At 64.3% G+C, this 26608-nt stretch carries 21 protein-coding genes; 13 read left to right on the forward strand and 8 right to left on the reverse strand.

What is annotated here, in order from left to right; all coding sequences use genetic code 11:
• Positions 1-42 precede the first annotated feature (42 nt).
• Together LGN10_RS14530 and LGN10_RS14535 are read right to left on the reverse strand one after the other, a co-directional pair.
• On the reverse strand, positions 43-4089 hold the full coding sequence (locus LGN10_RS14530) for a TOMM system kinase/cyclase fusion protein (protein WP_226224060.1): 4047 nt from the start codon (positions 4087-4089) through the stop codon (positions 43-45).
• Complete coding sequence (locus LGN10_RS14535) at positions 4086-5087, reverse strand: FHA domain-containing protein (protein WP_226224062.1); 1002 nt, start codon at positions 5085-5087, stop codon at positions 4086-4088. The genes LGN10_RS14530 and LGN10_RS14535 overlap by 4 nt, the downstream gene beginning before the upstream one ends.
• 729 nt (positions 5088-5816) lie before the next feature.
• Between LGN10_RS14535 and LGN10_RS14540 the strand changes: the two genes are divergently transcribed.
• From LGN10_RS14540 to LGN10_RS14550, 3 genes are all read left to right on the forward strand, one after another.
• Complete coding sequence (locus tag LGN10_RS14540) at positions 5817-6365, forward strand: TetR/AcrR family transcriptional regulator (protein ID WP_124659247.1); 549 nt, start codon at positions 5817-5819, stop codon at positions 6363-6365.
• 140 nt (positions 6366-6505) lie between these two features.
• Entirely contained in the window at positions 6506-7366 is an 861-nt protein-coding gene (locus tag LGN10_RS14545; protein WP_226224064.1) for an N-acyl homoserine lactonase family protein, read from the forward strand.
• Positions 7367-7511: 145 nt separating this feature from the next.
• Entirely contained in the window at positions 7512-8747 is a 1236-nt protein-coding gene (locus LGN10_RS14550; protein ID WP_226224065.1) for an MFS transporter, read from the forward strand.
• A 212-nt stretch (positions 8748-8959) separates the two neighbouring features.
• Here LGN10_RS14550 and LGN10_RS14555 read toward each other — a convergent pair whose 3' ends face one another.
• From LGN10_RS14555 to LGN10_RS14570, 4 genes are all read right to left on the reverse strand, one after another.
• Entirely contained in the window at positions 8960-9247 is a 288-nt protein-coding gene (locus LGN10_RS14555) for a putative quinol monooxygenase (RefSeq protein WP_060317923.1), read from the reverse strand.
• A gap of 225 nt (positions 9248-9472) precedes the next feature.
• Positions 9473-10009: a carboxymuconolactone decarboxylase family protein gene (locus LGN10_RS14560; RefSeq protein ID WP_059581370.1), complete on the reverse strand. Its 537-nt coding sequence runs from the start codon at positions 10007-10009 to the stop codon at positions 9473-9475.
• Between the two features lie 505 nt (positions 10010-10514).
• Positions 10515-10883, reverse strand: a complete 369-nt coding sequence (locus LGN10_RS14565; RefSeq protein WP_059581373.1) for a BON domain-containing protein — start codon at positions 10881-10883, stop codon at positions 10515-10517.
• 469 nt (positions 10884-11352) lie between these two features.
• Entirely contained in the window at positions 11353-12285 is a 933-nt protein-coding gene (locus tag LGN10_RS14570; RefSeq protein WP_059581376.1) for a LysR family transcriptional regulator, read from the reverse strand.
• Positions 12286-12425: 140 nt separating this feature from the next.
• Between LGN10_RS14570 and LGN10_RS14575 the strand changes: the two genes are divergently transcribed.
• From LGN10_RS14575 to LGN10_RS14620, 10 genes are all read left to right on the forward strand, one after another.
• On the forward strand, positions 12426-13433 hold the full coding sequence (locus LGN10_RS14575) for a zinc-binding alcohol dehydrogenase family protein (RefSeq protein ID WP_226224067.1): 1008 nt from the start codon (positions 12426-12428) through the stop codon (positions 13431-13433).
• 62 nt (positions 13434-13495) lie between these two features.
• The gene (locus tag LGN10_RS14580; RefSeq protein WP_226224068.1) at positions 13496-14719 is read left to right on the forward strand and encodes a major royal jelly family protein; all 1224 of its coding nucleotides are present in this window, start codon (positions 13496-13498) and stop codon (positions 14717-14719) included.
• Positions 14720-14755: 36 nt separating this feature from the next.
• Positions 14756-15409: an oxygen-insensitive NAD(P)H nitroreductase gene (gene nfsB, locus LGN10_RS14585; protein ID WP_226224069.1), complete on the forward strand. Its 654-nt coding sequence runs from the start codon at positions 14756-14758 to the stop codon at positions 15407-15409.
• A gap of 90 nt (positions 15410-15499) precedes the next feature.
• A complete protein-coding gene (locus tag LGN10_RS14590; protein WP_226224070.1) occupies positions 15500-16423 on the forward strand; it encodes a DMT family transporter in 924 nt (307 codons plus the stop codon).
• A gap of 28 nt (positions 16424-16451) precedes the next feature.
• The gene (locus LGN10_RS14595) at positions 16452-17213 is read left to right on the forward strand and encodes a glycine betaine ABC transporter substrate-binding protein (RefSeq protein ID WP_059581390.1); all 762 of its coding nucleotides are present in this window, start codon (positions 16452-16454) and stop codon (positions 17211-17213) included.
• 295 nt (positions 17214-17508) lie between these two features.
• A complete protein-coding gene (locus tag LGN10_RS14600; RefSeq protein ID WP_060317615.1) occupies positions 17509-18309 on the forward strand; it encodes an SDR family NAD(P)-dependent oxidoreductase in 801 nt (266 codons plus the stop codon).
• A gap of 56 nt (positions 18310-18365) precedes the next feature.
• The gene (locus LGN10_RS14605; RefSeq protein WP_124659506.1) at positions 18366-19127 is read left to right on the forward strand and encodes an SDR family oxidoreductase; all 762 of its coding nucleotides are present in this window, start codon (positions 18366-18368) and stop codon (positions 19125-19127) included.
• A 106-nt stretch (positions 19128-19233) separates the two neighbouring features.
• The gene (locus LGN10_RS14610) at positions 19234-20667 is read left to right on the forward strand and encodes a catalase (protein WP_226224071.1); all 1434 of its coding nucleotides are present in this window, start codon (positions 19234-19236) and stop codon (positions 20665-20667) included.
• Positions 20668-20746: 79 nt separating this feature from the next.
• Complete coding sequence (locus LGN10_RS14615; protein ID WP_226224072.1) at positions 20747-22111, forward strand: FAD-dependent oxidoreductase; 1365 nt, start codon at positions 20747-20749, stop codon at positions 22109-22111.
• 499 nt (positions 22112-22610) lie between these two features.
• On the forward strand, positions 22611-23939 hold the full coding sequence (locus tag LGN10_RS14620) for an MFS transporter (RefSeq protein ID WP_089465886.1): 1329 nt from the start codon (positions 22611-22613) through the stop codon (positions 23937-23939).
• A 120-nt stretch (positions 23940-24059) separates the two neighbouring features.
• Here LGN10_RS14620 and LGN10_RS14625 read toward each other — a convergent pair whose 3' ends face one another.
• Together LGN10_RS14625 and LGN10_RS14630 are read right to left on the reverse strand one after the other, a co-directional pair.
• Positions 24060-24704: a response regulator transcription factor gene (locus LGN10_RS14625; protein ID WP_059581405.1), complete on the reverse strand. Its 645-nt coding sequence runs from the start codon at positions 24702-24704 to the stop codon at positions 24060-24062.
• Positions 24701-26599: a PAS domain-containing sensor histidine kinase gene (locus LGN10_RS14630; protein ID WP_060317628.1), complete on the reverse strand. Its 1899-nt coding sequence runs from the start codon at positions 26597-26599 to the stop codon at positions 24701-24703. Before LGN10_RS14630 ends, LGN10_RS14625 begins: the two co-directional genes overlap by 4 nt.
• Positions 26600-26608 lie beyond the last annotated feature (9 nt).

A 26608-nucleotide genomic window follows, 5' to 3' on the forward strand; every position in this document is an offset into this window, starting at 1 on the left:
CGCACATAAAAACCGTCGATGATGAATGTCGGTTTGAACGGCTTACGGCAACGACTGCAACGTCGCCTCGGCGAGCCTCGCGATCCGGCCCATGCCCGCCGTCGTTGCAATTTCGGCTGCGCGCCGGCACGCATCGAGCGCGGCCACGCCGCCGCAGCGCCGATCGGCCCGGCGCAAGAACTCGGCCTGCTTGAGCAACAGCTGGGCTTCGTAATACCGTTCTCCGCTCGATTCGCACCAGGCGAGACACTGCCCGACCTGCGCGAGCGCCGTGCCGTAGTCGCCGCGTTCGGCATCCAGCTCGGCAAGCAACGACGCGTAGTAGGTCATGCCGAGCAGGCCGCCCGACTGCCGCTGCGCATCGAGGTGCGCGACGACGCCCGCGCGATCGCGTTGCGCCCACGCATGAATGATCGCGGCGTAATGCCCGACTGCCCGCAGCCGGTGCTTGCCCGCGAGGCGGAGAATCGCTTCCGACACCGCTCGCGCCGCGTCGCGGTCTCCGGCGAGCTGATGCGTGCGCGCGAGGTATAGCATCGTGACGCCGAGCGTCGGCAGGTGATCGAGACAGGTCGCGCAATAGACGGCTTCGCGCGCCATCGCGAACGACGGCTGCGGATCGTCGTCCATGCACCAGCGCACGCTGGCGAGCGATGCCATCGCCCACGCGCGCGTATCGAGCGCCAGGACGCGCCGGTGCCCCGCGTCGCGTCGCACGTCGTAGCCAGCCAGCACCGCGTCGAACGCGGCACGGGCGCGCGCATAGTCGCCGTCGATCCACAGGCTCATACCGCGCATCGCGTCCGCCGCGACCTGCGCGGCCGCATCGCCGCGCTCGGTCGCCAGCGTGTCGAGCCGCTTGCCGATCCGGCGCACGGTCGGACGGTCGCCGGCGACGTGGTAGTACGTCGACAGCGTCCACAGCGCGCTGATCTCGAGTTCGGGATCGTCGAGCGTCTGCGTCTGCCGCAGCAACTGCTCCGCATGCTCGCGTACCCGCGGGTCGGCCCAGCCGAATCGCGCCATCGTCGCGTGCGTCAACGTGGCGCGGATGCGCGCACTGTCGTGTTCGCGCCGCGCGTGATCGGCAGTAGCGAGCCAGTCGGACACGGCCTGCCCGTAGCGGATCGCGTCGTCGTATCGCGAACGCTCGAGCGCGCGATGCGCCGCATCGATGCCGTGCGCGATCGCGTCCGCGTACGCGCCTGCGCGCGCGAAGTGCGCGGCGACGCCGAACGCATGCGCACCGGCAACGCGATCGGCCTGCGCGAGCAGCGCACGGCCGACGCGCGCATGATTGCCGCGCCGTACGGCAGGCGGCATCGATTCGTACGCGGCGTCGCGAATCAGCGCATGGCGGAACGCATAGAACACGCGGTCGCGCCGATGCTGCGCGTACACGATCCGCTCTTCGAGCAGCAGCCGCAGATGTGCGTCGAGCGTGGCGCGATCGTGCGGCGACGCGTCGGCGAGCAATTGCGCATCCACTTCGAGCCCGATGCTCGCGGCCAGCTGCGCGGTGTCGCGCGCGTCGTCGATCCGGTCGAAGGCCAGGCCGAGCATGCCGCCGAGACTGAGCGGCAGCGGGTACGGGTCCGTTGCCGCTGGCTCGGCAATCGGACCGTCCGCGCCGCTCACCGTCAGTTCGCGGGCGACGGCCTCGATGAACAGCGGGATGCCCGCGGTGCGATCGGCGAGCCGGTCGAGCCACGCCGGATCGAACGCGCCCGGGCCCAGATGCGCCGACATCAGGCGCTGCGCGTCGTCGCGCGGCAGGCGGCGCAGCACCAGGCGGTCGGTCGCGCCGCGCCAGCGCGCGAGCTTGTCGGGGCGCGACGTGAGCACGATGCACAGTGCCGCCGCGCGCGGCGAGTGCTGCAGATACGCGAGAAAATCCTCGGTCGAGCGATCGAGCCACTGAACGTCCTCGATCACGAGCAGCACCGGCGCGCCGTTGCCGAGCGACACGATCAGTTGCTCGAGGACGTCGAACAGCGCGTGCTGTTCGCGCGCGCTCGACCACAGGAGCCCGTTTGCATCGCAGGGCAGCCCGAGCCAGGCCGCGAGCGCGACACGCGCCGCCGCATGGTCGCAATCGAGCGGTGCGATCATCGCGTCGATCGCCGCGAGCGCGGCGCCGGGCGCGCGATCGGCGTCGACGTGCCAGTGCGAGGCGATGAATCGCAGGACCGGAAACAACGCATGATTCTCGCGTTCGGGCAGGCACCCGCAATGCGCAAAGGCATGGCCGCGCGTCCGCACGGCCTCGCACAGTTCGTGCACGAGCCGCGACTTGCCGAAGCCCACATCGCCGACGACGAGCCGCGGCACGCCGCGCGGCTGCTCGCCACGCATCGCGCGACGATGCCGCTCGTGCGTGTCCTGCCACGCGCGCAACAGCACGTCGAATTCGCGCGCGCGGCCGACCATGGGCGTCCGCCTGCCCGCGTCGAGCGAATCGAACGGCGTATCGGCGTGCCGCTCGCCGAGCAATTCATGAACCGGCTGCGACACGAGGCCCGCGCGCGGCAGCCGCAACGCGGTCGGACGCGAATCGGCATGCCGTTCGAGCACGAGCCGCGCATCGTCGCTGATCAGGATCTGTCCGGGCCTGGCCAGCCGCAGCAGCCGCGACGCCGCGGCCGGCGTCGACGCGCCCGACATGTGCGACGCATGCGCGAGCATCTGCCCGACGTGAATCGCGGCGGCCACTTCGACTCGCCAGCCTTCTTCCGCGCCGCCGGCACTGCCGCCGGCGGCCGACGGCACCGGCAGCCGCGCACGCTCGGCGACGCGCACGATGTCGAGCGCCGCCCGCGCCGCGCGACGCGCGGGCCAGTCGATGTCCCCTTGCAGGCCGAAATGGAACAGCAGCGTGTCGCCGAGCCGTCCACCCGCGTGCGCGCCGTAACCGATCGCGATATCGGCGCACTTCGTCAGCCACTGCGCCTCGTAGCCGTCGAGCGCCATCCCCTGCTCGGTTCCGGCACGACGTTGGCGGCCCTCTCCGGCGATCGTCACGCAGCAGCACAGCGTGGTGATCTGCCGGTACTCGCCCCCCTCCGCGATCGTCTCGCCGCGCGACCCAAGCGAGCGCGCACGCGCGCGGCGGCCGGTGCAACCGGTGTCGAACCGGCCGACGAGCGCGGCGAAGTTGAGCGCACGAAACTGCGCCGCGAGCGCGTCGGCCGACGCGGCGCGCTGCCGAGGATTCTTGTTCAGCGCATGCCGCAGAACCGCGCCGAGCGGCAGCGCCGCGATCGGCGGTGGAAGCGCGACATCCACGGGGCTCAGCTGCTGATGGAGGATCTCGGCCACGCTCGCGCCCTGCATGACGACCTCGCCGGTCAGGCATTCGAGCACGATCAGGCCCCACGCATACAGGTCGCTGGCGGGCGTCGGCGGCTCGTTGCGCAATTGCTCGGGCGCACAGTAGGGCGGCGAGCCGAGCACCTCGGTCGCGAGCGTCGCGGTCCGACGCGTGATGTCTTCGGTACCGGGCAGCAACGCGCCGATGCCGAAATCGAGCAGCTTCGCGTGCGGCCCGTCGTCGGCCATCGCGATCACGACGTTCTGCGGCTTCAGATCGCGATGCACGATGCCGCGCCGATGGGCGGCCGCGAGCGCGTCGAGCACTTCCGTCATCAGCCGCCCGGTGTCGATGGCCGACAGCGGCCCGTCCGCGGCGAGCCGGTCGCGCAGCGTCCGGCCCTCGACCAGTTCGAATACCGCGAACAGCCGCCCGTCGGGCGCCTGCCCCTGGTCCAGCAGCGCCACGATGTTCGGGTGCCGCAGCGCCTCGCACAGGCTCGTCTCGCGCCGGAAGCGCGCACGCCGGCGCATGCGCTCCGGCGCGATCAGCGCGGCGTCGTCGCGCATCAGCTTGATCGCGACCGCGAGCCCCGTCTCGTCGCAGGTCGCCCGAAACACCACGCCGTTGCCGCCTTCGCCGAGCAGCGCGCCGAGCCGGTAATGCCATCTGCCGGCGAGCGTCGCGAAAGGCGCCGCATGCCTCGGCGGTTCAGATGCATCCGGCCCGGCGGGCGCGCGGGACACGATCGGCAGCACGGCCGGGCCTCCGGCGTTCACGGACAATGGACGACCGGGCCCGGCACCGAGCGCGGCGCGCCGGGACGCGGTCCGCCGGTCGGCACCCACTCGCATTCGAGATGCTCGCCGCGCACGATCCGGAACGGAACATCGCCGAAGCGGACGCTGCCGCGCCGACGCTCGACGAGCTGGCTGGCGCCCAGCCCGGGCAGCGCCGCGAACTGGCTCCGGGCGCGATGAATCTGCACGTTGACGTGGGATGTGTCGATGCCGAGCATGCGCGCGAGCCGGTCGAGCTCGATCCATCCCTGCGTGGCGGCGTCGTGGCCGGCCTGCCTGTCGGCCGAGCGCGCGCGGGCGAGCGTGACGAGGCTGTAGTGATGGGCGCGCTCGCCGAGGTCGACCACGCCGCCGCGGACATGCAGCAGCATGCGCACGTGCTCCTCGTTCCGGCTGACGAAGAATTCGAGCAGTTGCGCCGGCGCGGCCGGATCGGCGTGGGCGGCGAGCGTCACCGTCGAGCCTTGGCGCGCGAGGGCGAGGCGCCATGCGAAGTCGCCGGTCGACACTTCGTCGCCGTCATGGAGCGCGCGCGGCGGCAGCGTGTCGTCGCACAGCCATTCGCCGGCCGGCGATCGGACGATCGTGACCGGCTGCGCGGCAGGGGCCGGCAGGATCTGGCGCGGCGCGAGCACGATTGGTTCCACGGCGCCACGGATCGGCCACAGCGTATCGGCCGGATCGTCGAGCGATTCGACGCGCCAGGGCGCGATGCCGGCCCGGCCGAAGCGGATCACGTCGCCTTGCCGCAGCACCGCATGCTCGCCGTCGCGCAACGATACGCCCGATACCGACGTGCCGTTGCTGCTGTGATCGTGGAGTTCCCAGAGCCCGCCGACCCAGCGGACATGGGCATGGACGCGGGACACCGAGCCGTCCCGGATGACCGTGTCGCAGCGCGCGTCGTCGCGGCCGAACACGTGATACGCGCGGAGCAGGCATGCTTCTCCGGAAGCGTCGTTCTTGAGTATCGCCATGGCCGCCCCGTGTCGGATTCGCCCGGATCGTTCGAGTGCCGCATCGACGTTGCCGGACAAGCGATTGATTCAATGATCGCGAACGGTCGCACGTTCGCCGCCTCGTTACCTGTTTTTTTCTGATCAGCTGTCTTGCAAGGGGTCGCCCCGGCATCGCACGTTATTTCAGCAAATTGAACTGTCGATCGCTTTGTTGTTTTAAAATCAGGCGCCCGATGAAATCCTGCCAAATAAAATCATGCCCCGCAACCGGAATACACGGATAACGACTTCATATTGCAATCCTTTACGTTTCCGATAAATTTCCGGGTTGCCAATAAGGGGTCGAAATTATTCATCGTCTCGCAAACCGCCGCCAGACATACATCTGACCGGTATGGTGACATTGAATGACAGAGCGGGATTAATGACCTTTGCCAACGCGGAAATTTTGTTTGCCCGAGTGAAAATAAAATCACACCGTTTCGATTGTTTAAATAATTTTCCCTGGTGTTTTTATAATCGATGCCGTTTAACCCGTCCGTAAATCAAGCCGCGCCGCTCATGCCTTTCGGGATAGCCGGCTAACGCGGGTATGTCGGCGCGACGATGCACATGGGGTAGTCGATCGAACGGCCGCGACACCGGATACAGCCCCGCACCCCGCCGGTCGCCGTATCGATTCGCCCGGCCGCCCAAAAAAACCGTTCGGTTTAAAATGTTTGCAAATCCTCTCATGGTGGGACGGGCATGGGCAGACCCAAAAAATTCAGTCGCGAAGGCGTGTTGCAAAAGGTGCTCCCGCTCTTTTGGAAGTACGGCTTCGCCGGAACGTCGCTCCAGCAGCTGGAACGGGCGTCGGGCGTCAACAAGTCGGGGCTCTATGCGGAGTTCGGGGACAAGGAAGACTTGTTCCTGCATACCCTCCTCTACTACTACGAACATCGCGGGGCGCTGCAGATCCTTACCGCGGAGCCGAAAAGTTACAGCAACATCGAGCGCTTCCTGCGGCTGGGCGATCCGCAAGACGACGGCTGCGTAGGTTGTTTCTCCGTCAACTCGCTGCGTGAATTCCCGTCGTTGTCCGACCGCGTGCGCGAAGTCGTCGGCGCGTATCACCATCGGCTGATCCCGCAGATCATCGAAAATATCGAGGCCGAGCCTCATCACCTGCCTGCCGCGACCATCGCCACGATCGTGACGGTGTTCTTTGCCGGCTATTGCATCGAGCGCAATTTGCCCGCCGAGGCCGAAGGCGACGCCGTCGGCGCATTCATGCAAGCGCTACGCCTCCTTTGACGCTCGTCCGCGGTCGGCCCCCTTCGCGATAGACCAATCGTTTTGAACCGATTGGTTTTTTTAATTGGCCCCGCCTCGCTCGCGTGATCATACTGAACCGATCGGTTCAATAAAGTACCGATCTACAGCGGAGAGCAGCCATGAGCTTGAAGATTCACCCGATCAACTTCGGCAACATGTCGCTCGATTCGAGCGGCCTCGTCCTGTTTCGCGAACCCGGCAAGCAGGTGACGATACCGGTGCTCGGGTTTCTGATCACGGGTGGCGCGCATCCCGTGCTCGTCGATACGGGTTCGCGCAGCGTCGAGCAGTACGCTGAATTCGGTCTGCCCTACGAAGTCACGCCAGAGATGACGATCGAGTATCACCTCGCTCAACACGGCCTGAAGATGAGCGACATCCGTCACATCGTCCATACGCACGCACATATCGATCACGTCGGGATGACCGACCGATTTCCCATGACGACAACCGTCGGTATCTCGCGTCGCGAGCTGGAATTCGCGGCATCCGGGATCATGGGCCCGCTGATGTACACCGCGGCCGATACGAAGCATCTGATCGACCGCCTGCATACGCGCGGCGCAATCCGGCTGTTCGACGTGGACGGCACGTTCGAGGAAGAGGTCATTCCGGGCGTCGCGGTCCGTCTCTCCGGTGGCCATACGCCGGGTTCGCTGTCGGTGCTCGTCGAAACCGACGAAGGCATTGCCAACATCTGCGGCGACATCGCCTACAACCTGAAGGATCAGTTGATCGACCCGATCCTCGACCAGGCCGCGCACGAACCCACCATTACCGCGAACCGCGCGATGTCGACGCTGGACGAGAAGCGCGCGATCAAGCGCGCGCTTGCAACGAGCCGCTTCCTGCTGCCAAGCCACGACGTGCCCGCGCTGGTGAGCGGCGGGAAGGTGGTCGGCCTGATGGAAAACGCCATCTCGAACCCGCGGGCCGATGTCACGAAGGCGTCGAATTACACGCCATTGAAGCAGGGTTGAACCCAGATGCCCGGCCTTCTGCGTCGAACGTTCGGACTGTTGATTGTCGCCGCGGGCGCATTCCACGCCGCGGCCACGCTGGTTCTGCACGCGCTCGGCAGGTAGTCGGTTGATCGGTGCGCGCCCGTCTCGTCTGCCGCGCCGCGTGCTTCTCAAGCCTCGAAAGGACTCTCTCATGACTACGCCCTTTTCCGCGCGGACGGCGCGCGCACTCCACACCCTCAGCCTCGCGTACTTCGTACAGGCGACGGGCGCGCTCTCCGTCGTCGGCAGCCTCGACTCGATATCGCGTCAATGGGGGCTCGCCGATTCGCAAAGCGTTTACCTCGTTACCGTGTTCGGTGTGACGTTCGCTTTCGCCGCTCCGCTGCTGCAAGTCGGTTTTGGACATCTGCGACGCCGTCGCCAGGTCCTGCTCGGCTTGGCGCTGTTCAGTACGGCTGCCCTCCTGCTGGCGGCCGCGCCGAATTATCCCGTGCTGCTGCTGTCGCGCGTGCTGATGGGGCTCGGCGCGGGTTTCATCGGCCCCGTGCTCGGCGCCTTGGGTTCGAGCCTCGTCGAGCGCGACCAGCAGGGCAGCGCGATTGCCACCGTGCTGCTCGGCTTGAGCGTCGCCGGCCTGGTCGGCATGCCGCTGTCCGCATGGATCGCGCACGCATGGGGCGCACGCTCGCTCTTCGTCGCCGTCGGGCTCGCCGGCGCCGTGACCGCCGCGCTCATCGTGGGGGCCGTACCCGACACGAGCCGGGGCGAGAACATCGAATTCGCGACGATGGTCTCTCTTCTGACGCGCACCGCTACGCTCAGTGCATTTCTGGTCGTGTTCTTCATCGCGGCCGGCGTCTATTCGACGTACGCTTTTATCGCACCCATCATTCGCGACGTATTCCACGCAGGCGCCGACATGGTGTCGACTTCGCTCGTGGTGCTCGGCGTAGCCGGCGTCGCGGGCAACCTGTTCGTGACGCGCGCCGCGCGGCGCCATAGCGCGGAAACGATGCTGCTCGCCGGCCTCGCCCTGCTTGCAGCGGACCTGGTGTTTCTCTGGTTCACGCCCCCGAGCCTGCACCTGCTTTTTGTCGCACTGACGGCGTGGGCGTTCGCGACCGACCTGCTGTGGCCTTCACAGCAACGGCGCATCGTCGAACTCGTACCGCAATGGCGAGGCATTGCGTTGGCCTTGACCGCATCCTTCGTGTTTTGCGGCATCGGCGTCGGCTCCGCCGTCGCGGGGTGGGTGTATCCCGCGTTCGGTTTGACAGGGTCGATCGGCAGTTCACTGGCGTTTCTCGCGCTGGCGACCGGCAGCCTGCTCGTATCCCGTGCGTCGGTCAACGCGAAGGCCTGCGCGGCCGGGTGTCGGGAATCGCTTCAATCATGACGCGATCGAGACAAGGCACCGGCCCGCGGATACGCGAGCAGGCCATCGGAATGAACGGCGTCCTGACCGCACTCGTCGCGCCCGTACTCGCGCTGCTCGTTCGATGATCGACGTCGCGCACGCGACGTCCGGCCTCGATCGAACGAACGAAAAATAACGGCGGCCGGAAATCGATCCGGCCGCCGGCTTGTTCCAGAATGATTTCGGTTCGCCTAGATCAGTTTCTCGAGCAGCACGACATCGAGCGTCGCCTTGCCCGCGAGTTCGCGCGCCAGGTTCTGGAACGCCGGTGCTTCGCCGTGGACCTTCAGCGCACGTTCGTCCCGCCATCGCTCGATCATCGTAAAGCGATGAGCCGCCTCGCGGTCGCGATGCAGCTCATACTGCTCGCACCCATCCTCGGTCCGGACGGCCGGTACGGCCGCCAACAACGCCGCTTCCACCGCCTTCGCGTGTTGCGGATCCGCGGTAATCGTGGCAACGACAAACTGCTTTGACATTTTCATTCTCCATCGTAAAGGGATCTTTCGAGCATCTGCTTTCGTTTGACACGCCAGTACGACGACACGATCGGACGGATCGGTTCGTCCGCATGGCGCCCCGTCGCTCATTCAGTCTTCCAACTGCTTCGCGAGCGTCAATGCACACGGCGCCCGACGGGCGCTGTGTGGCGTTCCGGAACGACACCGGGCATTGGCCGTCAGTCGAGCCGACGCCCGACACGTTCAGTCGACTGCCGGAAAGTCCAGCGTAGTGTCGTTCACGCGGTTCACCAGGTTGGTGAAGGTGATCGATGTCATGACCAGGATGATCTCGATGACCTGCCGCTCGGTATACCCCGCGTCCAGCACCGCCTCCAGCACGCCCTGGGGCACGGTATCGCGCGTCGTCGCGATCGATCGCACGAACGAGAGCAGCGCATCACGCCGGGCCTCCCCCGACGCGCGACCGGCGCGGATATTCTTCATCACCTCCGGCGTGAGACCCGACATCCTGCCGAGCATCGTATGAGCGGCCAGGCAATAGTCGCAACCGGACAGCGCGCTTACCGCAAGGCGCACCGTTTCAATGTCGGCCTGATCCAGAGAACTTGCCGCGATCGCCGCATCGACGTTCAACATGGCCGAAAGACCGGCCGGGCTGTGCGTGCCGATGGTCGCGTAGGCGTTCGGGACCTTCCCAAGTGCGGCCTTGATCTGACCGAACACAGCTGCGGTTTCGCCGGTAGCTTCCGACGGCTTCAGGGTAGTCAAGCGTGTCATATATCTCTCAACGAGTTGGATAACGAAGTGCCGACCGAAAACGGCCGGCAGGATAGCGACGATGACGAGTCGGAGCCCGCGCCCCTGGTTTTACTGCCAGATAACCGCGCCAAATGCCGAATAGGTCGCGTCACGCAACGCGCACGACAATTATCGACATCGAAAACCCACGACCCGATTTAATCGCAGCAGTTGTCATCATAAAAATTCGCTGCTTGAATTTGAATGCGATTTACCGAAAAACTGACTTTGCTCGTCAACATCGGGGCCGGCCCGTTTCGCCTTCAGATCATTCATTTTCAGGCACGTCATGAACGTGTCGGCGCGATATCGACCCACCGATTACCCGGCAAAAAGGACGTTATTTCGGCGCGACGAAAGCACCCCTTTTCCGTGCACAGCGCCATGCAACATTCAAAATCGGAACTCGGCCTTCGAGCCGCCGCGAACACCGGGCGACGCGCGAACGCATCGGTATGCGCACGTCGGCCTCCGGTGACGGCAATCAACGGCCCGGTTCGCCCGGCACCACATTGTTGGCGACGGACGTCACGCCCGCGACCCGCGCGGCGCTATCGCCGGCAAGCTGGACTTGCTCGCTGTCGGGCACGTATCCGGTCAGGGTCACGGCTCCCCGGCGAGCGAGCACCCGCACGTTGATTGCATTCAATCCTTTCGTTTTCGACAGCGCCCATACGATTTTCCGCGACAGCGCGCGATCGGCCGCGTGTTGCGCCTTCTTTTCACTCTTCGTCACTTCTTTCTGGCTGACGACCTGCTCCGGCGGCGGAGCGGTATTCTGCTCCGCCGCATGGGCTGAAATACCGAAGGCCAAATAGCTGACATACAGCATCGACGCGATCGTTTTCTTCATCACACTCTCCTTAACCAACGTGAACGTAAAGTTATCAAGGGATAAAACCCGAGTGAATGGTAGGAAGACAATTGGCCGACCTCAATGGCCTCTCCCTGAAAACAGCTTTCAACGCGCGTTCTTCGCCTTCCCGCACCGATGCTCGCAAGCCACCTATACCTGCGCATAGGTGCATTGACTATTTTCGACTAGCTCGAATACACGGCGAGACGATTTTCCGGGCAACTCCGAAACGCCAAACTGGCTGCATGTGTTGCCCGATGACCCGAAAGGCGCCTGAACGACGCTCGAACGTGGGCGATCTGCCAGCGGGAACCCGGTTGCCGTGGACTATCGCGACTGGACGTTAACGAAACCTGGGGACCAGACAGCGTCCCGAATTGGAGCCGAGAAGCTGATGAATACTCCGTTGCGCGTCGTTCTCCATTCACCTCCGCACGTCACGGCTCGCGCGGCTAAAAAGGCCGTGCTACTCCATCGCGTCGCCAACGTAGTCGCGCATCGCGGCGATCATCGGCGAAATTCGTTCGCGGAGGTGCGCATGAAGGTATCTGACCGCCGGCGAGAACTGGCGACGATGCGGACACACGAGGCTCAGCGGAGCCGCCTCGCCTCGCTGATCGGGCAGCAATACTGTCAGGCGCCCCGCTCTGACGTCGTCATGGACATCGAGCCAGGATTTGTAGGCAATGCCCCTGCCCTCGACAGCCCAGCGCCGCGCGATTTCGGCATCGTCGCACAGCAGCACACCCTTCACCGTGACCTGCCGCCTCACGCCGCTTGCGGGGAACAGCCAGCGATCGTAGACACGCCCACCGAGCACGTAGGGCAAACAGTCGTGCAAAACGAGCTCGTCGAGCGACGCAGGCGCGCCGTGCCGTTTCACGTATTCCGGAGCGGCGACGAGCACTCTTCGATTGCTTTCGGCGAGCGGAAGCGCGACGTAGCTTGCGGCCTCCGGCGCGCCATAGCGGATAGCCACGTCCACCGGATCGCGAAATACGTCGGTCACGTAGTCGGACAACGAAAGCTTCAGCACCAGCTTCGGATGCGCATCGCGGAACACGCCGAGCCAGGAAAGCAATGCATTGCGTCCGATATCCGACGGTGCGGCGATTCGCAACGTACCTTGCAACGCGTGCTTTCCTCCGTGCAACCGCTCACGCCCCTCGTGAACCATGGAAAGCACTTCCTCCGCATAGGGCAGGTACTGCTCGCCTTCCGCGGTGAGTTTCAGGCTTCGGGTGGAGCGTGCAAAGAGACGGGTATCCAGCTCGCGCTCGAGCCTTTGAATCGCGGCGCTCACTTGCCCTGGCAGCAGATCGGCTTCCCTCGCCGCATTCGAGAAGCTGCCGAGCGCCGCGGCTCTCACGAATAGTTGAAGGTCCTCGAGCCGCACCATTTTCATTCCTGGAGTGAAAGTCCTCCCTAATGTAACGCGTTTTTCCCGCAGTCGAGGTCGAGCAGTATTTCACTCACACGCTGGCGCCCGGTCTGCAGCGAGCAGCCCAGCGCCACTCAACCATCATTCGGAGTTCATCCATGAAAGCGGTTGTCTATACACAGCATGGCCTGCCCGCGGACCATCCCGAGTCCCTTCTCGATGCCGAGGTGTCCAAGCCCGAAGCCGAGCCGCGCGACTTGCTGGTCAAGGTCGACGCGATCGCCGTCAATCCCGTCGACACGAAGGTTCGTATGGGGTCGCCCACCGAGCAGCCGCGGATCCTGGGATGGGACGCCGTCGGAACCGTCGAGGCAATCGGAAGCAACGTTTCCATGTTCGCTCCGGGAGACAAGGTTTTCTTCGCGGGCTCGATCGCCCGGCCCGGCGCGTATGCGCAATATGTTCTCGTCGACGAGCGTATTGCAGGCCGCAAGCCCGCGACGCTCTCCGATGCTCAAGCGGCAGCGTTGCCGCTTACGTCGCTGACGGCGTGGGAACTGCTCTTCGATCGCCTCGGGATCGCCGAGGGCGCCGGTGCCGGCGATGCATTGCTGATCGTCGGTGCGGCCGGCGGCGTCGGCTCCATGCTGACGCAACTGGCGCGTCAACTGACGGGGTTGCGTGTAATCGGGACGGCGTCTCGCGCCGAAACGCGCGCATGGGCGCAAGCGCTCGGTGCGCACGACGTCATCGACCATACGCAGCCGCTACTCGAGGGGCTGCGCCGCATCGGCGCCCCGCAAGTGCGCTACGTCGCCAGCCTCACTCAGACGGACGTCCATTACGCGCAGCTCGTCGAGGCGCTGGCGCCGCAGGGCCGACTTGCCGTGATCGACGACCCCGACACGCTGGACGCGATGCCGCTCAAACGCAAGTCGATTTCGCTTCATTGGGAACTCATGTTCACGCGATCGCTGTTCGAAACCGCGGACATGGTCAGGCAGCACGAAATCCTCGATCGCGTCTCCACCCTGATCGACGACGGTACGTTGCGCACGACCATGGCCGATCACTTCGGAACCGTCAATGCCGAAAATCTCCGGCGCGCCCATGCCCTCATCGAGAGCGGTCGCGCGCGAGGAAAGATCGTGCTGGAAGGCTTCTGACGCACGCCGACGACGCCCTGTATCGCCATTCCGAACATGCTGGACAAGACCGGAGAACAAACATGCATTTCCCGCATCGACGCATCACGAGATTCACTTCCCTCCGCCGGACCGCAACCGCACTGGCAGCCGGCTTGAGTTTCACGCTGCTGGTCAACCAGGTGTTGGCGCAACCGTCCGCGCCGGCAACGGCGCCGGCGGTTCAGGCGACCGACCGCACCATCGGCGCGATGGACACGGTGGCCACCTTTTCCGGCCCGATGCCCACCGGCGTGACGGTTGCCGAGAACGGCCGGATTTTCGTCAATTTCCCGCGCTGGGGCGACGCCGTGCCTTTCACCGTTGGCGAGTTGCGTGACGGCCGCGTCGTCGCCTATCCAAACGCCGAGATCAACCATGCCGATGCGGCGCACCCGTCCACGCACTTCCTGAGTGTCCAAAGCGTCGTTGCCGATGGTCACGGCAAGCTCTGGGTTCTGGATACCGCCGCACCGAATTTTTCGGAGCCGGTCGCGGGCGGCGCGAAGCTCGTCGCCATCGATCTCGCGACCAACCGCGTCGTCAAGACGATCGTGTTCCCCGCGAACGTGATGCGCGCCCAGACCTATGTGAACGACATGCGCTTCGATTTTCGCATCGGAAAGGCCGGAGTCGCTTACGTGACCGACTCCTCGCTGTCGGGCATCGGCGGCCTGATCGTGATCGACCTCGACAGCGGAAAGGCGATGCGCCGCCTGACCGGCGACGTGTCGACGTCGGCGGATCCTCGCTTCGTCCCGGTCGTCGAAGGCCAGTCGTTGAAAGTCCGCGACCCGAACGGGACCACCAAGCCCTTTTCCGTGGCGTCCGACGGCATCGCGCTCTCCGCGGACGGCCAGACCCTCTACTACTGCCCGCTGTCGAGCCGCCATCTCTACTCGATTCCGACCGCGATGCTGCGCGATCCGTCGATCAGCGACGCGCAACTGGCGGCCGCGGTGAAGGATCTCGGGGAGAAAGGGGCGTCCGACGGTCTTGCCAGCGACGCGAACGGCAATGTCTATGCCGGCGATTACGAGCACAACTCGATTCGCAAGCTCGAGCCGGGCGGCGAATGGCAGACGATCCTGCACGATCCGCGCGTGCTGTGGCCCGACACGCTGTCGGTCGGCCCGGACGGTTACCTCTACTTCACCGCGAACCAGCTTCACCGCCAACCGGTATTCCACGGCGGCAAGGACGAGCGCCAGAAGCCGTACGCATTGTTCCGCGTACGCATCGGCGCAGGTCCCGCACCGACCCGTTAATCCCTTTCGCCATCGCCGACAACCGGAGTCCCGCACATGAATCTCGCCGACGCCATTCATGCCCGCCATACCGTCAAAGCCTTCGAGGGCGGCAAGTCGCTTCCCGCCGCGCAGGTCGAAACATTGCTGTCGCTGCTTCACCAGTCGCCGTCCTCGGTGAATTCCCAACCGTGGCATTTCGTGGTGGCCGCGACACCGGAAGGCCGCGCGCGCATCGCGGCCGCCACAACGGGCGCCTACGCGTACAACGAGGCGAAGGTCGTCAATGCATCGCACGTCATCGCGATGTGCATGCGGACCGACATGGACGAAGAACACCTTCAGGCCATTCTGGAGCGCGAATCGGTGGATGGTCGATTCAAGACCGCCGAAATGCGCACCGCGCAGAACAAGAGCCGCCGCTCGTACGTCGACATGCACAAATACGAGCTGCGCGATACGCCGCAATGGATGGAAAAGCAGGTCTATCTGGCGCTGGGCGGCCTGCTGCTCGGCGCGGCCGTCCTCGGCGTCGATGCAACGCCGATGGAAGGGTTCGACAGCCGCACGCTCGATGCAAGCCTCGGCCTGCGCGAACGAGGCCTGACGAGCGTCGTCATCGTGTCCCTGGGTTTTCGCAGCGGCGACGACTTCAACGCGGATCTGCCCAAATCGCGGCTGCCGCGCGAACGGATATTCACATTCATCTGATCACCCGAAGCAGGCTTGCCGCCCGCGCGGCAAGCGTTCCGAGCTACCGTTTCGCGCACGCTCGGCTGCACGACTTCGAGGAGCGTCATCATGTCCGAGTTGATTCGGATGGACACGCACGGCCGCACCGCGACCGTGTCCTCGTCCAGATATGGCGGTGCGCTGTTATTGGGCGCGGCGATTTTGTTGTGGGGTGCGAACTGGCCGGCGATGAAGCTGGGCCTGGCGCACGTCACACCGCTGTGGCTGTCGGCAGCACGGTTCGCATCCGGGGCGCTGTGCCTGTTCGTCGTGCAAGCTGCGACCGGGACGCTGCGCTTGCCGAAGCGCGCCGACCTGCCGTTTCTCGCCAGCGTCGGCTTGCTTCAGATGTTGGCGTTCACCGCGATGAGCGCCGTCGCGCGGCACCACGTGAGCGCCGGCCGTTCCGCCGTGCTCGCCTATACGACGCCGATCTGGGTGACGCCCGTGTCGGTGCTGGCATTTCGCGAGCACCTGTCCGTGCGTAAAGCACTCGGCACGGCACTTGGCGTGGCGGGGGTCCTGCTGCTTTTCAATCCGCTCGATGTCGACTGGCACGACCGTCAGGCCGTTGTCGCGCACGTCATGCTGCTCGGCGCGTCGCTGTGCTGGGCGGTCTGCATTCTTCATCTCCGGCACTTCCGCAGCGCGTCGAGCGCCTACGTGCTCGCGCCCTGGCAAATGCTCGTTGCCGCCGTGCCGCTCGCCGTGCTCGCCAGAGTGCTCGAGGGCCCCTACACGGGCGACGGCAGCCTCAGCCTGACGTCGGCGCTGATCTACATCGGTCCGATTGCAACGGCATTTTGCTTTTGCGCGGTGAATGCCGCCAACACGCGCATGTCGAGCACGAGCATGGCGACGGCGATGTTAGGCGTTCCCGTCGTCGGCCTCATGACGTCGGTCCTCTTTCTTCACGAGCATCTCACGATGGGGCTTGCGGCAAGCGTCGTTCTCATCGTGGCCGGCATCGCGCTCTCTATCGCATCACGCTGACCTTGATCGTCTGAACCAGGAGAATGCCATGGTCGATCTCGACCCGACTCAACCCAGACTCACGCTCGTTACCATCGACCTGTCGTTCCATCGCGCGGCCTCCGGCGTCGTGCGGCGGATATTGAACGAGCATGGCGTAACGGTCGACGAAATATTCGCACCGCACGAAGAAGCCTTCCGGATTCTGCGGGAAGGGCGAGCCGACATGCTGAGCAGCGCGTGGCTCCCGAGCAGTCATAGTCTCTACCTCGCTCCGTTCGAGCAGGACGTGCACAAGATCACCGTCCTTTACCGGCCATATGCATTGTGGGGCGTACCCGACTATGTGCCCGAAAGCGCGGTGAGCTCCATCTCCGATCTGAAACGGCCGGATGTGGCGTCACGGATGGTGAAGCGGATTCAGGGCATCAATCCCGGCGCGGGCATCAGCAGATTTTCCCGCGAAATCGTCGCGCAGTACGGCCTGGCGGACGCAGGGTATCACTTCGAAAACGGCACGCTCGACGATTGTGTACGCGCCTTCGAGGAGGCCGTCGCCGCACGCCGGTGGGTGGTGGTTCCGCTTTGGACTCCACAGTACCTTCACGAGCAATACACCATTCGCGAACTCAAGGACCCGAAGGGTCTGCTCGGCGGCACGGACGACGCCACGTTGATCGTCAGAAATGCGTCGCTTGACGCGATCCCGTTGGCCGCATTGTCCGAACTGCGCACTCTCAGTCTCGGCAATCGGGAAACGAGCCGTCTGGACCATGTCCTCTCACGCACCGGCTCGCCGCGAACGACCTGAGGCGCCACGGGCGAGCACCGTCGGTGACGAACGCGTAGACGACGCGTATCGACCGAAACCGCCGCGAACGTCGACGGCCGTTATGCACTTCGCGCGAACGAATATTCGGAGTAAGTGAAATGACTTTATGGGCGGAGCGCGTTGATCGACACGTCGCCTCGCCAATAAACTGCATCGCACTACATCGCAATCGCCGAGAAACAGAAGACTGAAACGAGCCGGCCGAGATGACGCAACCGGCTCGGCGTTTCCCGGCAGATGTCATTCACTTCGTAACCATCGACGGAACAACATCATGACGCAAGCACACAAAGGCACCGCACTGATCACGGGCGCATCGTCGGGTATCGGTGCGGTCTATGCCGAACGACTCGCACGCCGCGGGTTCGATCTGATTCTCGTTGCACGCAACAAGGATCGGCTCGACGCATTTGCGAAGCGCATGACCGACGACACGCAACGCAGTGTCGAAGCGATCGCCGCGGACCTCGGCGATTCGCGCGCGCTGGCGGCCATCGAAGCGAAGCTGCGCACGGACGCGAGCATCACGCTGCTCGTGAACAATGCCGGTGTCGGCACGCATAAGCCGCTGCTCGAAAGCGACGTCGACGCAATGACGCGCATGATCGATCTCAACGTCACGGCGCTGACGCGCCTCACCTATGCAGCGGCACCCGGCTTCGTCGCTCGCGGCCACGGCGCGATCATCAACATCTCGTCCATCGTTGCGATCGGGCCCGAGCTGCTGAACGGCGTGTATGGCGGAAGCAAGGCATTCACGCTCGCGTTCACGCAGTCCCTTCATCACGAACTGGCAGACAAGGGCGTGCAGGTTCAGGCCGTTCTCCCGGGCGCGACGGCAACGGAATTCTGGGAGATTGGCGGGCTCCCGCTGGACAACCTCCCGAAGGAGATCGTCATGTCGGCTTCCGACATGGTCGACGCAGCGCTGACCGGCTTCGACCGTCAGGAACTCGTCACGATTCCATCCCTGCACGCAGGAGAAGAATGGGCCGCATACGACGCCGCCCGCCGCGTCATGATTCCCCATCTCTCGAGCAATACCCCCGCGGCGCGTTACGCCGTCGCGCAATAAACGCAGCAAACTTTTTTCGCAACCGCTCCAGTCGTCCATTCAAAGGAACTCCGATCATGAAACTCACCGGAAACACTGTCTTCATCACCGGCGGCACGTCGGGTATCGGCCGCGCTTTCGCAGAAAACCTTCACAAGCGTGGCAACAAGGTCATTGTCGCGGGGCGTCGCAAGGCGTTGCTGGACGAGATCGCTCGGGCCAATCCGGGTATCGACACCGTGGAGCTGGACGTCGGCGAGCCCACGCAGATCGAGCGTGTCGCGCGACAGCTGATCGCGGACTATCCGACGCTGAACGTCGTGATCAACAACGCGGGCATCATGCCGTTCGATGACGCCGGCGGTGCGCTGGACGACGCGCAAGCCGTCCGGCTCGTGAACACGAACCTGCTCGGGCCGGTGCGTGTCAGCGCCGCGCTCGTCGAACATCTGAAGGCGCAACCCGAGTCGTTCATCATCAACAACAGCTCCGTACTGGCATTCGTCCCGCTTGCCGCCACGGCGCTCTACTCCGCGACGAAGGCGGCCATTCATTCGTACACGATGTCGCAACGCTTTGCGTTGCGCAATACGAGTGTCCGCGTGCTGGAAATCGCCCCGCCGTGGGTCGACACGGATCTGATCCACAAGAGCGGTGATCCGCGAGCAATGCCGCTGGACGCCTTCATCGCCGAGACGATCCAGCGTCTCGAAACCGCGACGACGGAAGTCGTGGTCGAGATGGCGCAGCCGCTGCGTAACAACGTCGGTCCCGACGAGTATGCGTTCGTCGATCAGTTCAATCAGGCGCTCGTCGAGAACCCCATTCCGGTAGCCTGAGCCGCCGCGAAGATGGACTCCGGAAGGCGGCCCTGCGACGCCGCCTTCCGCCCCCCCCCGCAATTCGATCACTCACCGAACGACAAACGACTTGAGGCTGACAACAATGTCCGACAAGAGCCTGACGACCGCCGCCGGCGCCCCCGTATCCGACAACCAGAACTCGATGACCGCCGGCGCGCGTGGCCCGGTCGTACTGCAGGACATGTGGCTCGTTGAAAAGCTGGCCCATTTCGACCGCGAGGTAATTCCCGAGCGTCGCGTACACGCAAAGGGATCGGGCGCCTTCGGAACGCTGAAGGTCACGCACGACATCTCGCGCTACACGAAAGCCAAGGTCTTCGACCAGGTTGGCAAGGAAACGCCGGTTTTCATGCGATTCTCGACGGTCGCGGGCGAGCGCGGCGCCGCCGACGCGGAGCGCGACGTGCGCGGTTTCTCGATCAAGTTCTACACGGAGGAAGGGAACTGGGACATCGTCGGCAACAACACGCCCGTGTTCTTCGTGCGAGACCCGCTCAAGTTTCCGGATTTCATCCACACGCAAAAGCGCGATCCGCGGACAAACATGCGCAACAACGTCGCGGTGTGGGATTTCTGGTCGCGCCATCCCGAGTCGCTGCATCAGGTCACGATCCTGATGAGCGATCGCGGCATCCCGAAGAACTACCGGCAAATGCACGGCTTCGGCTCGCACACGTTCTCGTTCGTCAACGCGGCGAACGAACGCTTCTACGTGAAGTTCCATTTCAAGTCCGCACAAGGCATCGAAAACTATACGGATGCGGAAGCCGCTCGCGTGGTCGGTCAGGATCGCGAGTCCGCGCAGCGCGATCTCTACGAGGCGATCGAACACGGTAACTTCCCGAGATGGCATTTCCGCATCCAGGTGATGCCGGAAGCGGACGCATCGAAGGTGCCGTACAACCCGTTCGACATCACCAAAGTCTGGCCGCACAACGATTACCCGCTGATCGACGTCGGGACGATCGAGCTGAACCGGAACCCCGAGAACTATTTCGCGGACGTCGAGCAGGCCGCGTTCACGCCGGCGAACGTCGTACCCGGAATCGGGTTTTCGCCGGACCGCTTGCTTCAGGGGCGGCTGTTTTCGTACGGCGACGCGCAGCGCTACCGGCTCGGCATCAATCATCACCAGATTCCCGTCAACGCACCGCGCTGCCCGTTTCACTCGTTCCATCGCGATGGCGCGATGCGTGTCGACGGCAACCTCGGCAGCACCGTGAACTACGAACCCAGCCGTCACGGCGACTTCTCCGCGAATCCAGCAGCGGCCGAACCGCCGGTGCAGGCAGGCACGGTCGACCGTTACGACCATCGTGACGATGACGACTATTACAGCCAGCCCCGCGCGCTGTTCCGTCTGTTCAGCGCCGACCAGAAGGAGAGACTGTTCGCCAACATCGGGCGGGCGATCAGCGGCGTCCCGCAGGACGTGGTCGACAGAGTGCTCGCCCATCTCGAGCGCATCGATCCGGCGTATGCCGCCGGTGTCCGCACTGCGATCTGGGCCGAGTAAGGCCGGCGTGCGCGCGCCGAGCGGACGTCGCGCGTCGATCTCGCGGATTCGTCTGTCGGATTAATCAAGGAGTAACGTTATGGAAAGCGCGAAGCAATACGAATATCTGTTCCTCGGCGGCGGCAAGGGCGGAAAATCCCTGGCGATGGACCTCGCCCGAAGCGGCAAGCGCGTCGCCATCATCGAACGCGGCATGATCGGCGGTTCATGCATCAACGTCGCGTGCATCCCCAGCAAGACGTTGATTCAGAACGCGCGCAACATGCATGCGTGGCGAGCGGCGTCCGCCGACGCGCACCATCTTGCAGACATGGCGCGCGTGCATGCGAACGTCCGCGCAGTCGTCGACGGCATGGTGGATATCAACCGCCGCGCTTTCGAACAGTCGGGGCTCGATCTCGTGATCGGTTCCGGTCGGTTCGTCGCGCCGCGACGCATCCTCGTTCGGGCCGGCGACGGTTCCGAACAGCTGTTCGAAGGCGAGAACGTCTATATCAACACCGGCACCGTGGCGGCGGTTCCGGACGTGCCCGGCCTGCGTGACTCGAGCCCGCTCACACACGTTGAAGCGCTGAACCTCGACGTGCTGCCGAAAAAGCTCATCGTGATCGGCGGCGGCTACATCGGCCTGGAGATGGCCCAGGCGTTTCGGCGCCTCGGCAGCGAGGTCGCACTCATTCACGACGCACCGCGGGTCGCCATTCGCGAGGACGAGGACGTCAGCGTCGAAATCCAGCGCGCGCTCGAGGACGACGGCATCTCGCTGCATCTGTCTGCCCGGATTGCCGGCGTAACCGGGCGGTCGGGTACGGGCGTCACGGTCAAGCTCGACGACGGCACATCGATCGACGGCAGTCATCTACTCGTCGCGGCAGGCCGGCGGCCGGTCACCGACGACATCGGCCTGGATCTGGCAGGCGTCGATCGCGACGAGCGGGGCTTCATCAAGGTCGACGACGCGCTCGCGACCACCGCGGAACGAACGTGGGCGATCGGCGAGGTCGCCGGCACGCCGATGTTCACGCACGCGTCGTTCGACGACTATCGCGTACTGAAGGCCGGTATCGAAGGGCGGGCAGGCAGCACGGCAGCGCGCATCATTCCGTACGCGTTGTTCACCGATCCGGAACTGGGGCGCATCGGCCTGAACGAAGCGGACGCCAAGGCGCGCAACACGCCCGTCATCGTCGCGAAATTGCCGATGGCGGCCGTGCCGAGAGCCCGCACCAACGGAACGACGCGAGGCTTCATGAAGGCACTCGTGGCGCCCGAAACCGGACAGATCCTGGGGTTCACGATGGTCGGCTCGGGGGCGGGCGAAGTGATGTCGGTCGTGCAAATGGCAATGATCGGCAACCTGCCGTACACGTCCGTGCGCGACGCCATCATCGCCCATCCGCTTCTCGCCGAAGGCCTCAATCTGCTCTTCGCCACCATCAAATAAGCGAGTGCTTTTGCCATTTGCCTGGCTTGCCCCACCGAACGCGGGGCCAGCCCGATGCTCGTGCCGCCACGACGCGCTTTGCGTCGCGGCGGCTTTCGCGCTTCCAATTCAGTCGTCGCCGCCACGATAAAAATGCTGACAGCCGCTCTCCTGCGATCGACACTATCCGGTAAAATCTCCGGACGAGTTCGAATCGCGCAACGCCAGCCCGTCATGTGCCGCACGGGCAGTTCCGCGATCGCGGGCCCTGAGAAAAATATGCCTTCGTCAACACCGGCGTCCCGGTCCGGACGCCTCGAGTGAACGATGGGCAAAGTCGCCGTTCTTCCACCTCATCCAGCATTGCCTGCGCCTCGTTACCGACGCGAACGAAGTGCGGGCACGGCCGTGCGTCGTGGAGTGGATACATGAATTGCTGCTGGCATCCGATATCGACGATCACTGGCGTCGATGTCGACACATTTGCGCGGCCTTGCTCGCCGAGCAACGGGGGAACCTCTTGGATCTGAACGCGACGCGCGCATCCGGTCATCCGGTCGATAGCAACGACCCGAACGACGAAGCGCGAGAAAATCGTATTTCGCGGCATCTCGCGCTGCGAATCCTGCCCATTTTCATGTTTGCGTATGTTGCCGCATACGTCGACCGCATCAACGTCAGCTTCGCGAAACTCCAGATGGGGGTCGACCTGGGTTTCACCGATGCGGTGTTCGGATTCGGCGCGGGTACTTTCGCGCTGGGCTACGTGGTGTTCGAAGTTCCGAGCAACATGATCCTGCAGCGGGTGGGCGCCAAGCGATGGCTCACGCGAATCATCCTGTCGTGGGCGATCGTTTCGGCATTGACCACCTTCATCGCGACGCCCAAGCAGTTCTATGTCATGCGCTATCTGCTCGGGGTGGCGGAGGCCGGGCTCGTGCCCGGCATCGTTTATTACATCTCCCAGTCGTTCCCGCGATACCACCGCGCGCGGGTGCTGTCCACCTTCTACGCGGCGCTGCCGCTGTCCGGTCTGATCGGCTCGCCGCTGAGCGGCTTCATCATGGAGTACTTCGACGGAATCGGCGGGCTTTCCGGCTGGAAATGGATGTTGATGGTCGAGGCGCTGCCGGCGTTCGTCGCCGCGCTTCTCTGCTGGAAGTATCTCGAGGACGATGTCACCCAAAGCCGCCACGAGACGGAGGCCGACCGAGCCTACCTCACCCGAACGCTTGCCGAAGATCGTGCTCTCGCCGCTTCGGCGAACAACAACGCGATGTTCGGCAGCTGGATCTTTTGGGTATTCGGGCTGATCTATTTCCTCGACGTCGTCGGCATTTACGGCTACACGCTGTGGGCGCCCACGATGATCAAGTCGCTCGGCGTGGGCAGGGATCTCTTCATCGGATTGATTGCGGCGCTGCCCAACGCGTTCGCGATGATCGTGATGATCACGGCCGGACAAAGCGCGGATCGCCGCCGAGAGCGGCGCGTCCACACCGCCGCCCTATTCTTGCTGGCAGCGTTGGGGCTGACACTCGCCCTCGTCTGGCACGGCAATTTGTGGCTTACCGTGATGGCACTGTGCATCGCGAATGCGGGATTGCTTTCTCTTCCGCCGGTGTTTTGGGGAATGCCCACGGCGGTTCTCGGCCCCGGCAACGCCGCCAGCGGCATCGCATGGATCAGCGCGATCGGCAACATCGGCGGCTTTTTCGGCCCCTATGTGGTCGGCGTTCTCAAACAGTCGTCCGGGAGCTTCGCGCTTCCCGTCTCGTGCATGATCGCGTGCCTGTTGCTGGGCTTCTGCCTGACGCTGTCGTTGCCGAAACACATCGTCAACAGATAGCCCCCGGGCCGCGATTCCGGTTCGCTCCGGATCGACAGGGCGATGCGGCCGGATCGCCCCACCGGCGTGTTCCGTTGCGCTGACGCGGCGCGGCGCCCACGCGCGTCGAGATCGGTACTGCTACTCCGCGGTGGGATCCAGCCCCAGCGATTGCGCGCCCAGCACGAACTCGGGCAGGGTTCGCGCGCCCATCTTCCGCATTGCGTGGCCGCGATGGATCTTCACGGTGATTTCGCTCAATCCGAGCTCTGCGGCAATCTGCTTGTTCAGGAGGCCGCTCACGACGTATTTCATCACCTCGCGCTCGCGCGGCGTCAGCGTCTGGTAGCGGCGGCGCACGTCGGCGACACGGCTCTCCGACTTCCGCCGCTTCTCATCCTTCAGCAATGCATTCTGGACGACATCGAGCATGTCCTGGTCGCGAAAGGGCTTGGACAGGAAATCCAGCGCCCCGTTCTTCATCGCCTTCACCGACATCTCGACATCGCCATGAGCCGTAATGAAGATGATCGGCAGCTGCACGTCGCCCGCGACGATCTGCTCCTGCAACGCCAGTCCGCTCTGTCCTTTGAGCCGGACGTCGAGAATCAGACAGCTCGGCACATCGGGCTTGTCGAAATCCAGAAACTCCTGCGCGGAGCCAAAGAGCTCGACACTCAAGCCAACCGAGCGAAACAGCCGGCCGAGCGCCTTGCGCATGGAATCGTCGTCGTCGACAACGTACACGACGGAGTTTGTTGCGATGAGATCGGGACCGTGGCTCATGACTGCGTGATTCCTTCAAGCGGTAGAACGAACTGCATCGATGCCCCCTTGTTTTCTTGCGACTCGGCCCAGATGCGGCCGCCATGCCCCTCAACGATCGAACGGCAAATCGAGAGCCCCATGCCCATGCCCTCCTTCTTGGTGGTGAAGAACGGCGTAAACAACGAATTGACGTCTTCGCTGCGAATGCCGGGGCCGGAATCCTCCACGCGTACCTGCACGTTCGCGCCATCGACCAGCCCGGTCGACACGACGAGGGTCCGCTTGCGGTCCGCGACGTCGCTCATCGCCTGAACGGCGTTCATCAGGAGGTTGATGATGACCTGCTGCAACTGGACACGATCTCCGCGGACCCAGAGCGACGGCTCGCAGCTTTGCGCGACCTCGACGCCGTGAATCTGAAGCTCGCGGCGCACGAGATCGATCGATTGTTCGACGATGGACGTCACGTCGACGAGCGCGTCGTCCCTGTCTCTGCGCTTGGCCATCGCACGGATCTGCCGGATGATATCCGTCGCCCGTCTCGCGTCGTCGGTCATCTGCTCGACGGAATCCCGCACCTCGACCAGATCCGGCACGTCGTGGTCCAGCCAGCGCAGCCCTGCCTCACCTGACGTGACTATCGCAGCCAGCGGTTGGGTGACTTCATGCGCGATCGAAGCCGCCAGCTCGCCGAGCATCGTTACCCGCGTGACATGCGCGAGCTCCGCGCGCGATCGCTCGAGCGCCTGCTCGGCTTGCCGGCGCGCCTCGATGTCCGTGTTGACGCCGTACCAGCGCAGGATCCGGCCGTCTCCGCCGCGCAAAGGTGCGGCACCGACGATCATGCAACGATACTCGCCGCTGCCGAGCTGGACGCGCGCCGTCACCTCGAACGGGCTTCCCGTGGAAATCGCCTGGCGCCACGCGGCGCGCAACGTCTCGATGTCGTCGGCATGAACGATATCGCGCCATACATCCGTGCCGTCACTGGTCCGCACACCGTAATCCGTCCAGCGGCGATTGAGGTACAGCAAGCGCCCGTCTTCGTCCGTGCTCCAGACCATCGCGGGAATCGCGTCGACGGTGGCCACGAGCTCTTCCTTCTGGCGGCGCAATTCGGCTTCCAGCGATTTCGCCTGAGTGACGTCGCTATCGGTGGAAAGAATGGCGACGGGCAGGCCCGACTTGTCTCGCGACACGATCCATCGGCTGGAAATCACGACGCGCTCGCCGTTCTTGCGAATGCGCGTGAGCTCTCCCTGCCAGTTGCCGTGCGCCACCGTCTTCTCGATCAGGTCGGCAATCGGCAGCGCGGCGCCGGTGCGCGTCAGCTCATGGAACGCTTTCCCGAACGCTTCTTGCGCGCTCCATCCGTATAGGCGCTCCGCGCCTTTGCTCCAGAAGCGGATACGCCCGTCGAGCCCGTACACCACGATCGCGTCGTGGGTCAGATTGAGCAAGTCGACCTGGTTCTGCAGCGTCGCCCTGCTGCTCTGATTGCGCAACGCCAATGCCGAGACCGTCACGATCGCGATGACGCTCACGATACAGCGCGCGAGAGAACTGACGGCTATCTGGTCGCTCTGAGCCAGAAGAAATCCGAGGACCGTCAGGGATACGCAGGCCCAGGCCACGCCGACGGTGACCGTTTGGGAGGCGACCGACGCGACCAGCAGCACCACGACGACATACAGAACCGCGACGGCGACGTCGACGGGCGCAAACGCGTCGACAAGGAATACCGCGAGGCCCAACGCAATCGCGACCGCGTATACCGCGGGCTGACTGTTCCGGAGTTGCGCCTGGAGATTGGGCCCGAGCTCGGACGCACGCGCCGCCGCGAGTTCGGCCGGAGCGATGACCGGATCCGCGTATGCGCCGTGGCCGTCACCCGCCTGGCGGTCGTTATTCATAGAGTCACT

It is taken from the genome of Burkholderia sp. AU32262 (genome assembly GCF_020419985.1).
Classification (GTDB): domain Bacteria; phylum Pseudomonadota; class Gammaproteobacteria; order Burkholderiales; family Burkholderiaceae; genus Burkholderia; species Burkholderia semiarida.

What these genes read in the sequence shown, in the direction of transcription:
- LGN10_RS14540 (WP_124659247.1), top strand. Translation starts at nt 5,817, where the DNA reads ATGGGCAGACCCAAAAAATTCAGTCGCGAAGGCGTGTTGCAAAAGGTG.
- LGN10_RS14590 (WP_226224070.1), top strand. Translation starts at nt 15,500, where the DNA reads ATGTCCGAGTTGATTCGGATGGACACGCACGGCCGCACCGCGACCGTG.
- LGN10_RS14605 (WP_124659506.1), top strand. Translation starts at nt 18,366, where the DNA reads ATGAAACTCACCGGAAACACTGTCTTCATCACCGGCGGCACGTCGGGT.
- LGN10_RS14535 (WP_226224062.1), bottom strand. Translation starts at nt 5,087, where the DNA reads ATGGCGATACTCAAGAACGACGCTTCCGGAGAAGCATGCCTGCTCCGC.
- LGN10_RS14565 (WP_059581373.1), bottom strand. Translation starts at nt 10,883, where the DNA reads ATGAAGAAAACGATCGCGTCGATGCTGTATGTCAGCTATTTGGCCTTC.
- LGN10_RS14615 (WP_226224072.1), top strand. Translation starts at nt 20,747, where the DNA reads ATGGAAAGCGCGAAGCAATACGAATATCTGTTCCTCGGCGGCGGCAAG.
- LGN10_RS14630 (WP_060317628.1), bottom strand. Translation starts at nt 26,599, where the DNA reads ATGAATAACGACCGCCAGGCGGGTGACGGCCACGGCGCATACGCGGAT.
- LGN10_RS14575 (WP_226224067.1), top strand. Translation starts at nt 12,426, where the DNA reads ATGAAAGCGGTTGTCTATACACAGCATGGCCTGCCCGCGGACCATCCC.
- LGN10_RS14595 (WP_059581390.1), top strand. Translation starts at nt 16,452, where the DNA reads ATGGTCGATCTCGACCCGACTCAACCCAGACTCACGCTCGTTACCATC.
- nfsB (WP_226224069.1), top strand. Translation starts at nt 14,756, where the DNA reads ATGAATCTCGCCGACGCCATTCATGCCCGCCATACCGTCAAAGCCTTC.
- LGN10_RS14570 (WP_059581376.1), bottom strand. Translation starts at nt 12,285, where the DNA reads ATGGTGCGGCTCGAGGACCTTCAACTATTCGTGAGAGCCGCGGCGCTC.
- LGN10_RS14625 (WP_059581405.1), bottom strand. Translation starts at nt 24,704, where the DNA reads ATGAGCCACGGTCCCGATCTCATCGCAACAAACTCCGTCGTGTACGTT.
- LGN10_RS14545 (WP_226224064.1), top strand. Translation starts at nt 6,506, where the DNA reads ATGAGCTTGAAGATTCACCCGATCAACTTCGGCAACATGTCGCTCGAT.
- LGN10_RS14580 (WP_226224068.1), top strand. Translation starts at nt 13,496, where the DNA reads ATGCATTTCCCGCATCGACGCATCACGAGATTCACTTCCCTCCGCCGG.
- LGN10_RS14555 (WP_060317923.1), bottom strand. Translation starts at nt 9,247, where the DNA reads ATGTCAAAGCAGTTTGTCGTTGCCACGATTACCGCGGATCCGCAACAC.
- LGN10_RS14560 (WP_059581370.1), bottom strand. Translation starts at nt 10,009, where the DNA reads ATGACACGCTTGACTACCCTGAAGCCGTCGGAAGCTACCGGCGAAACC.
- LGN10_RS14610 (WP_226224071.1), top strand. Translation starts at nt 19,234, where the DNA reads ATGTCCGACAAGAGCCTGACGACCGCCGCCGGCGCCCCCGTATCCGAC.
- LGN10_RS14600 (WP_060317615.1), top strand. Translation starts at nt 17,509, where the DNA reads ATGACGCAAGCACACAAAGGCACCGCACTGATCACGGGCGCATCGTCG.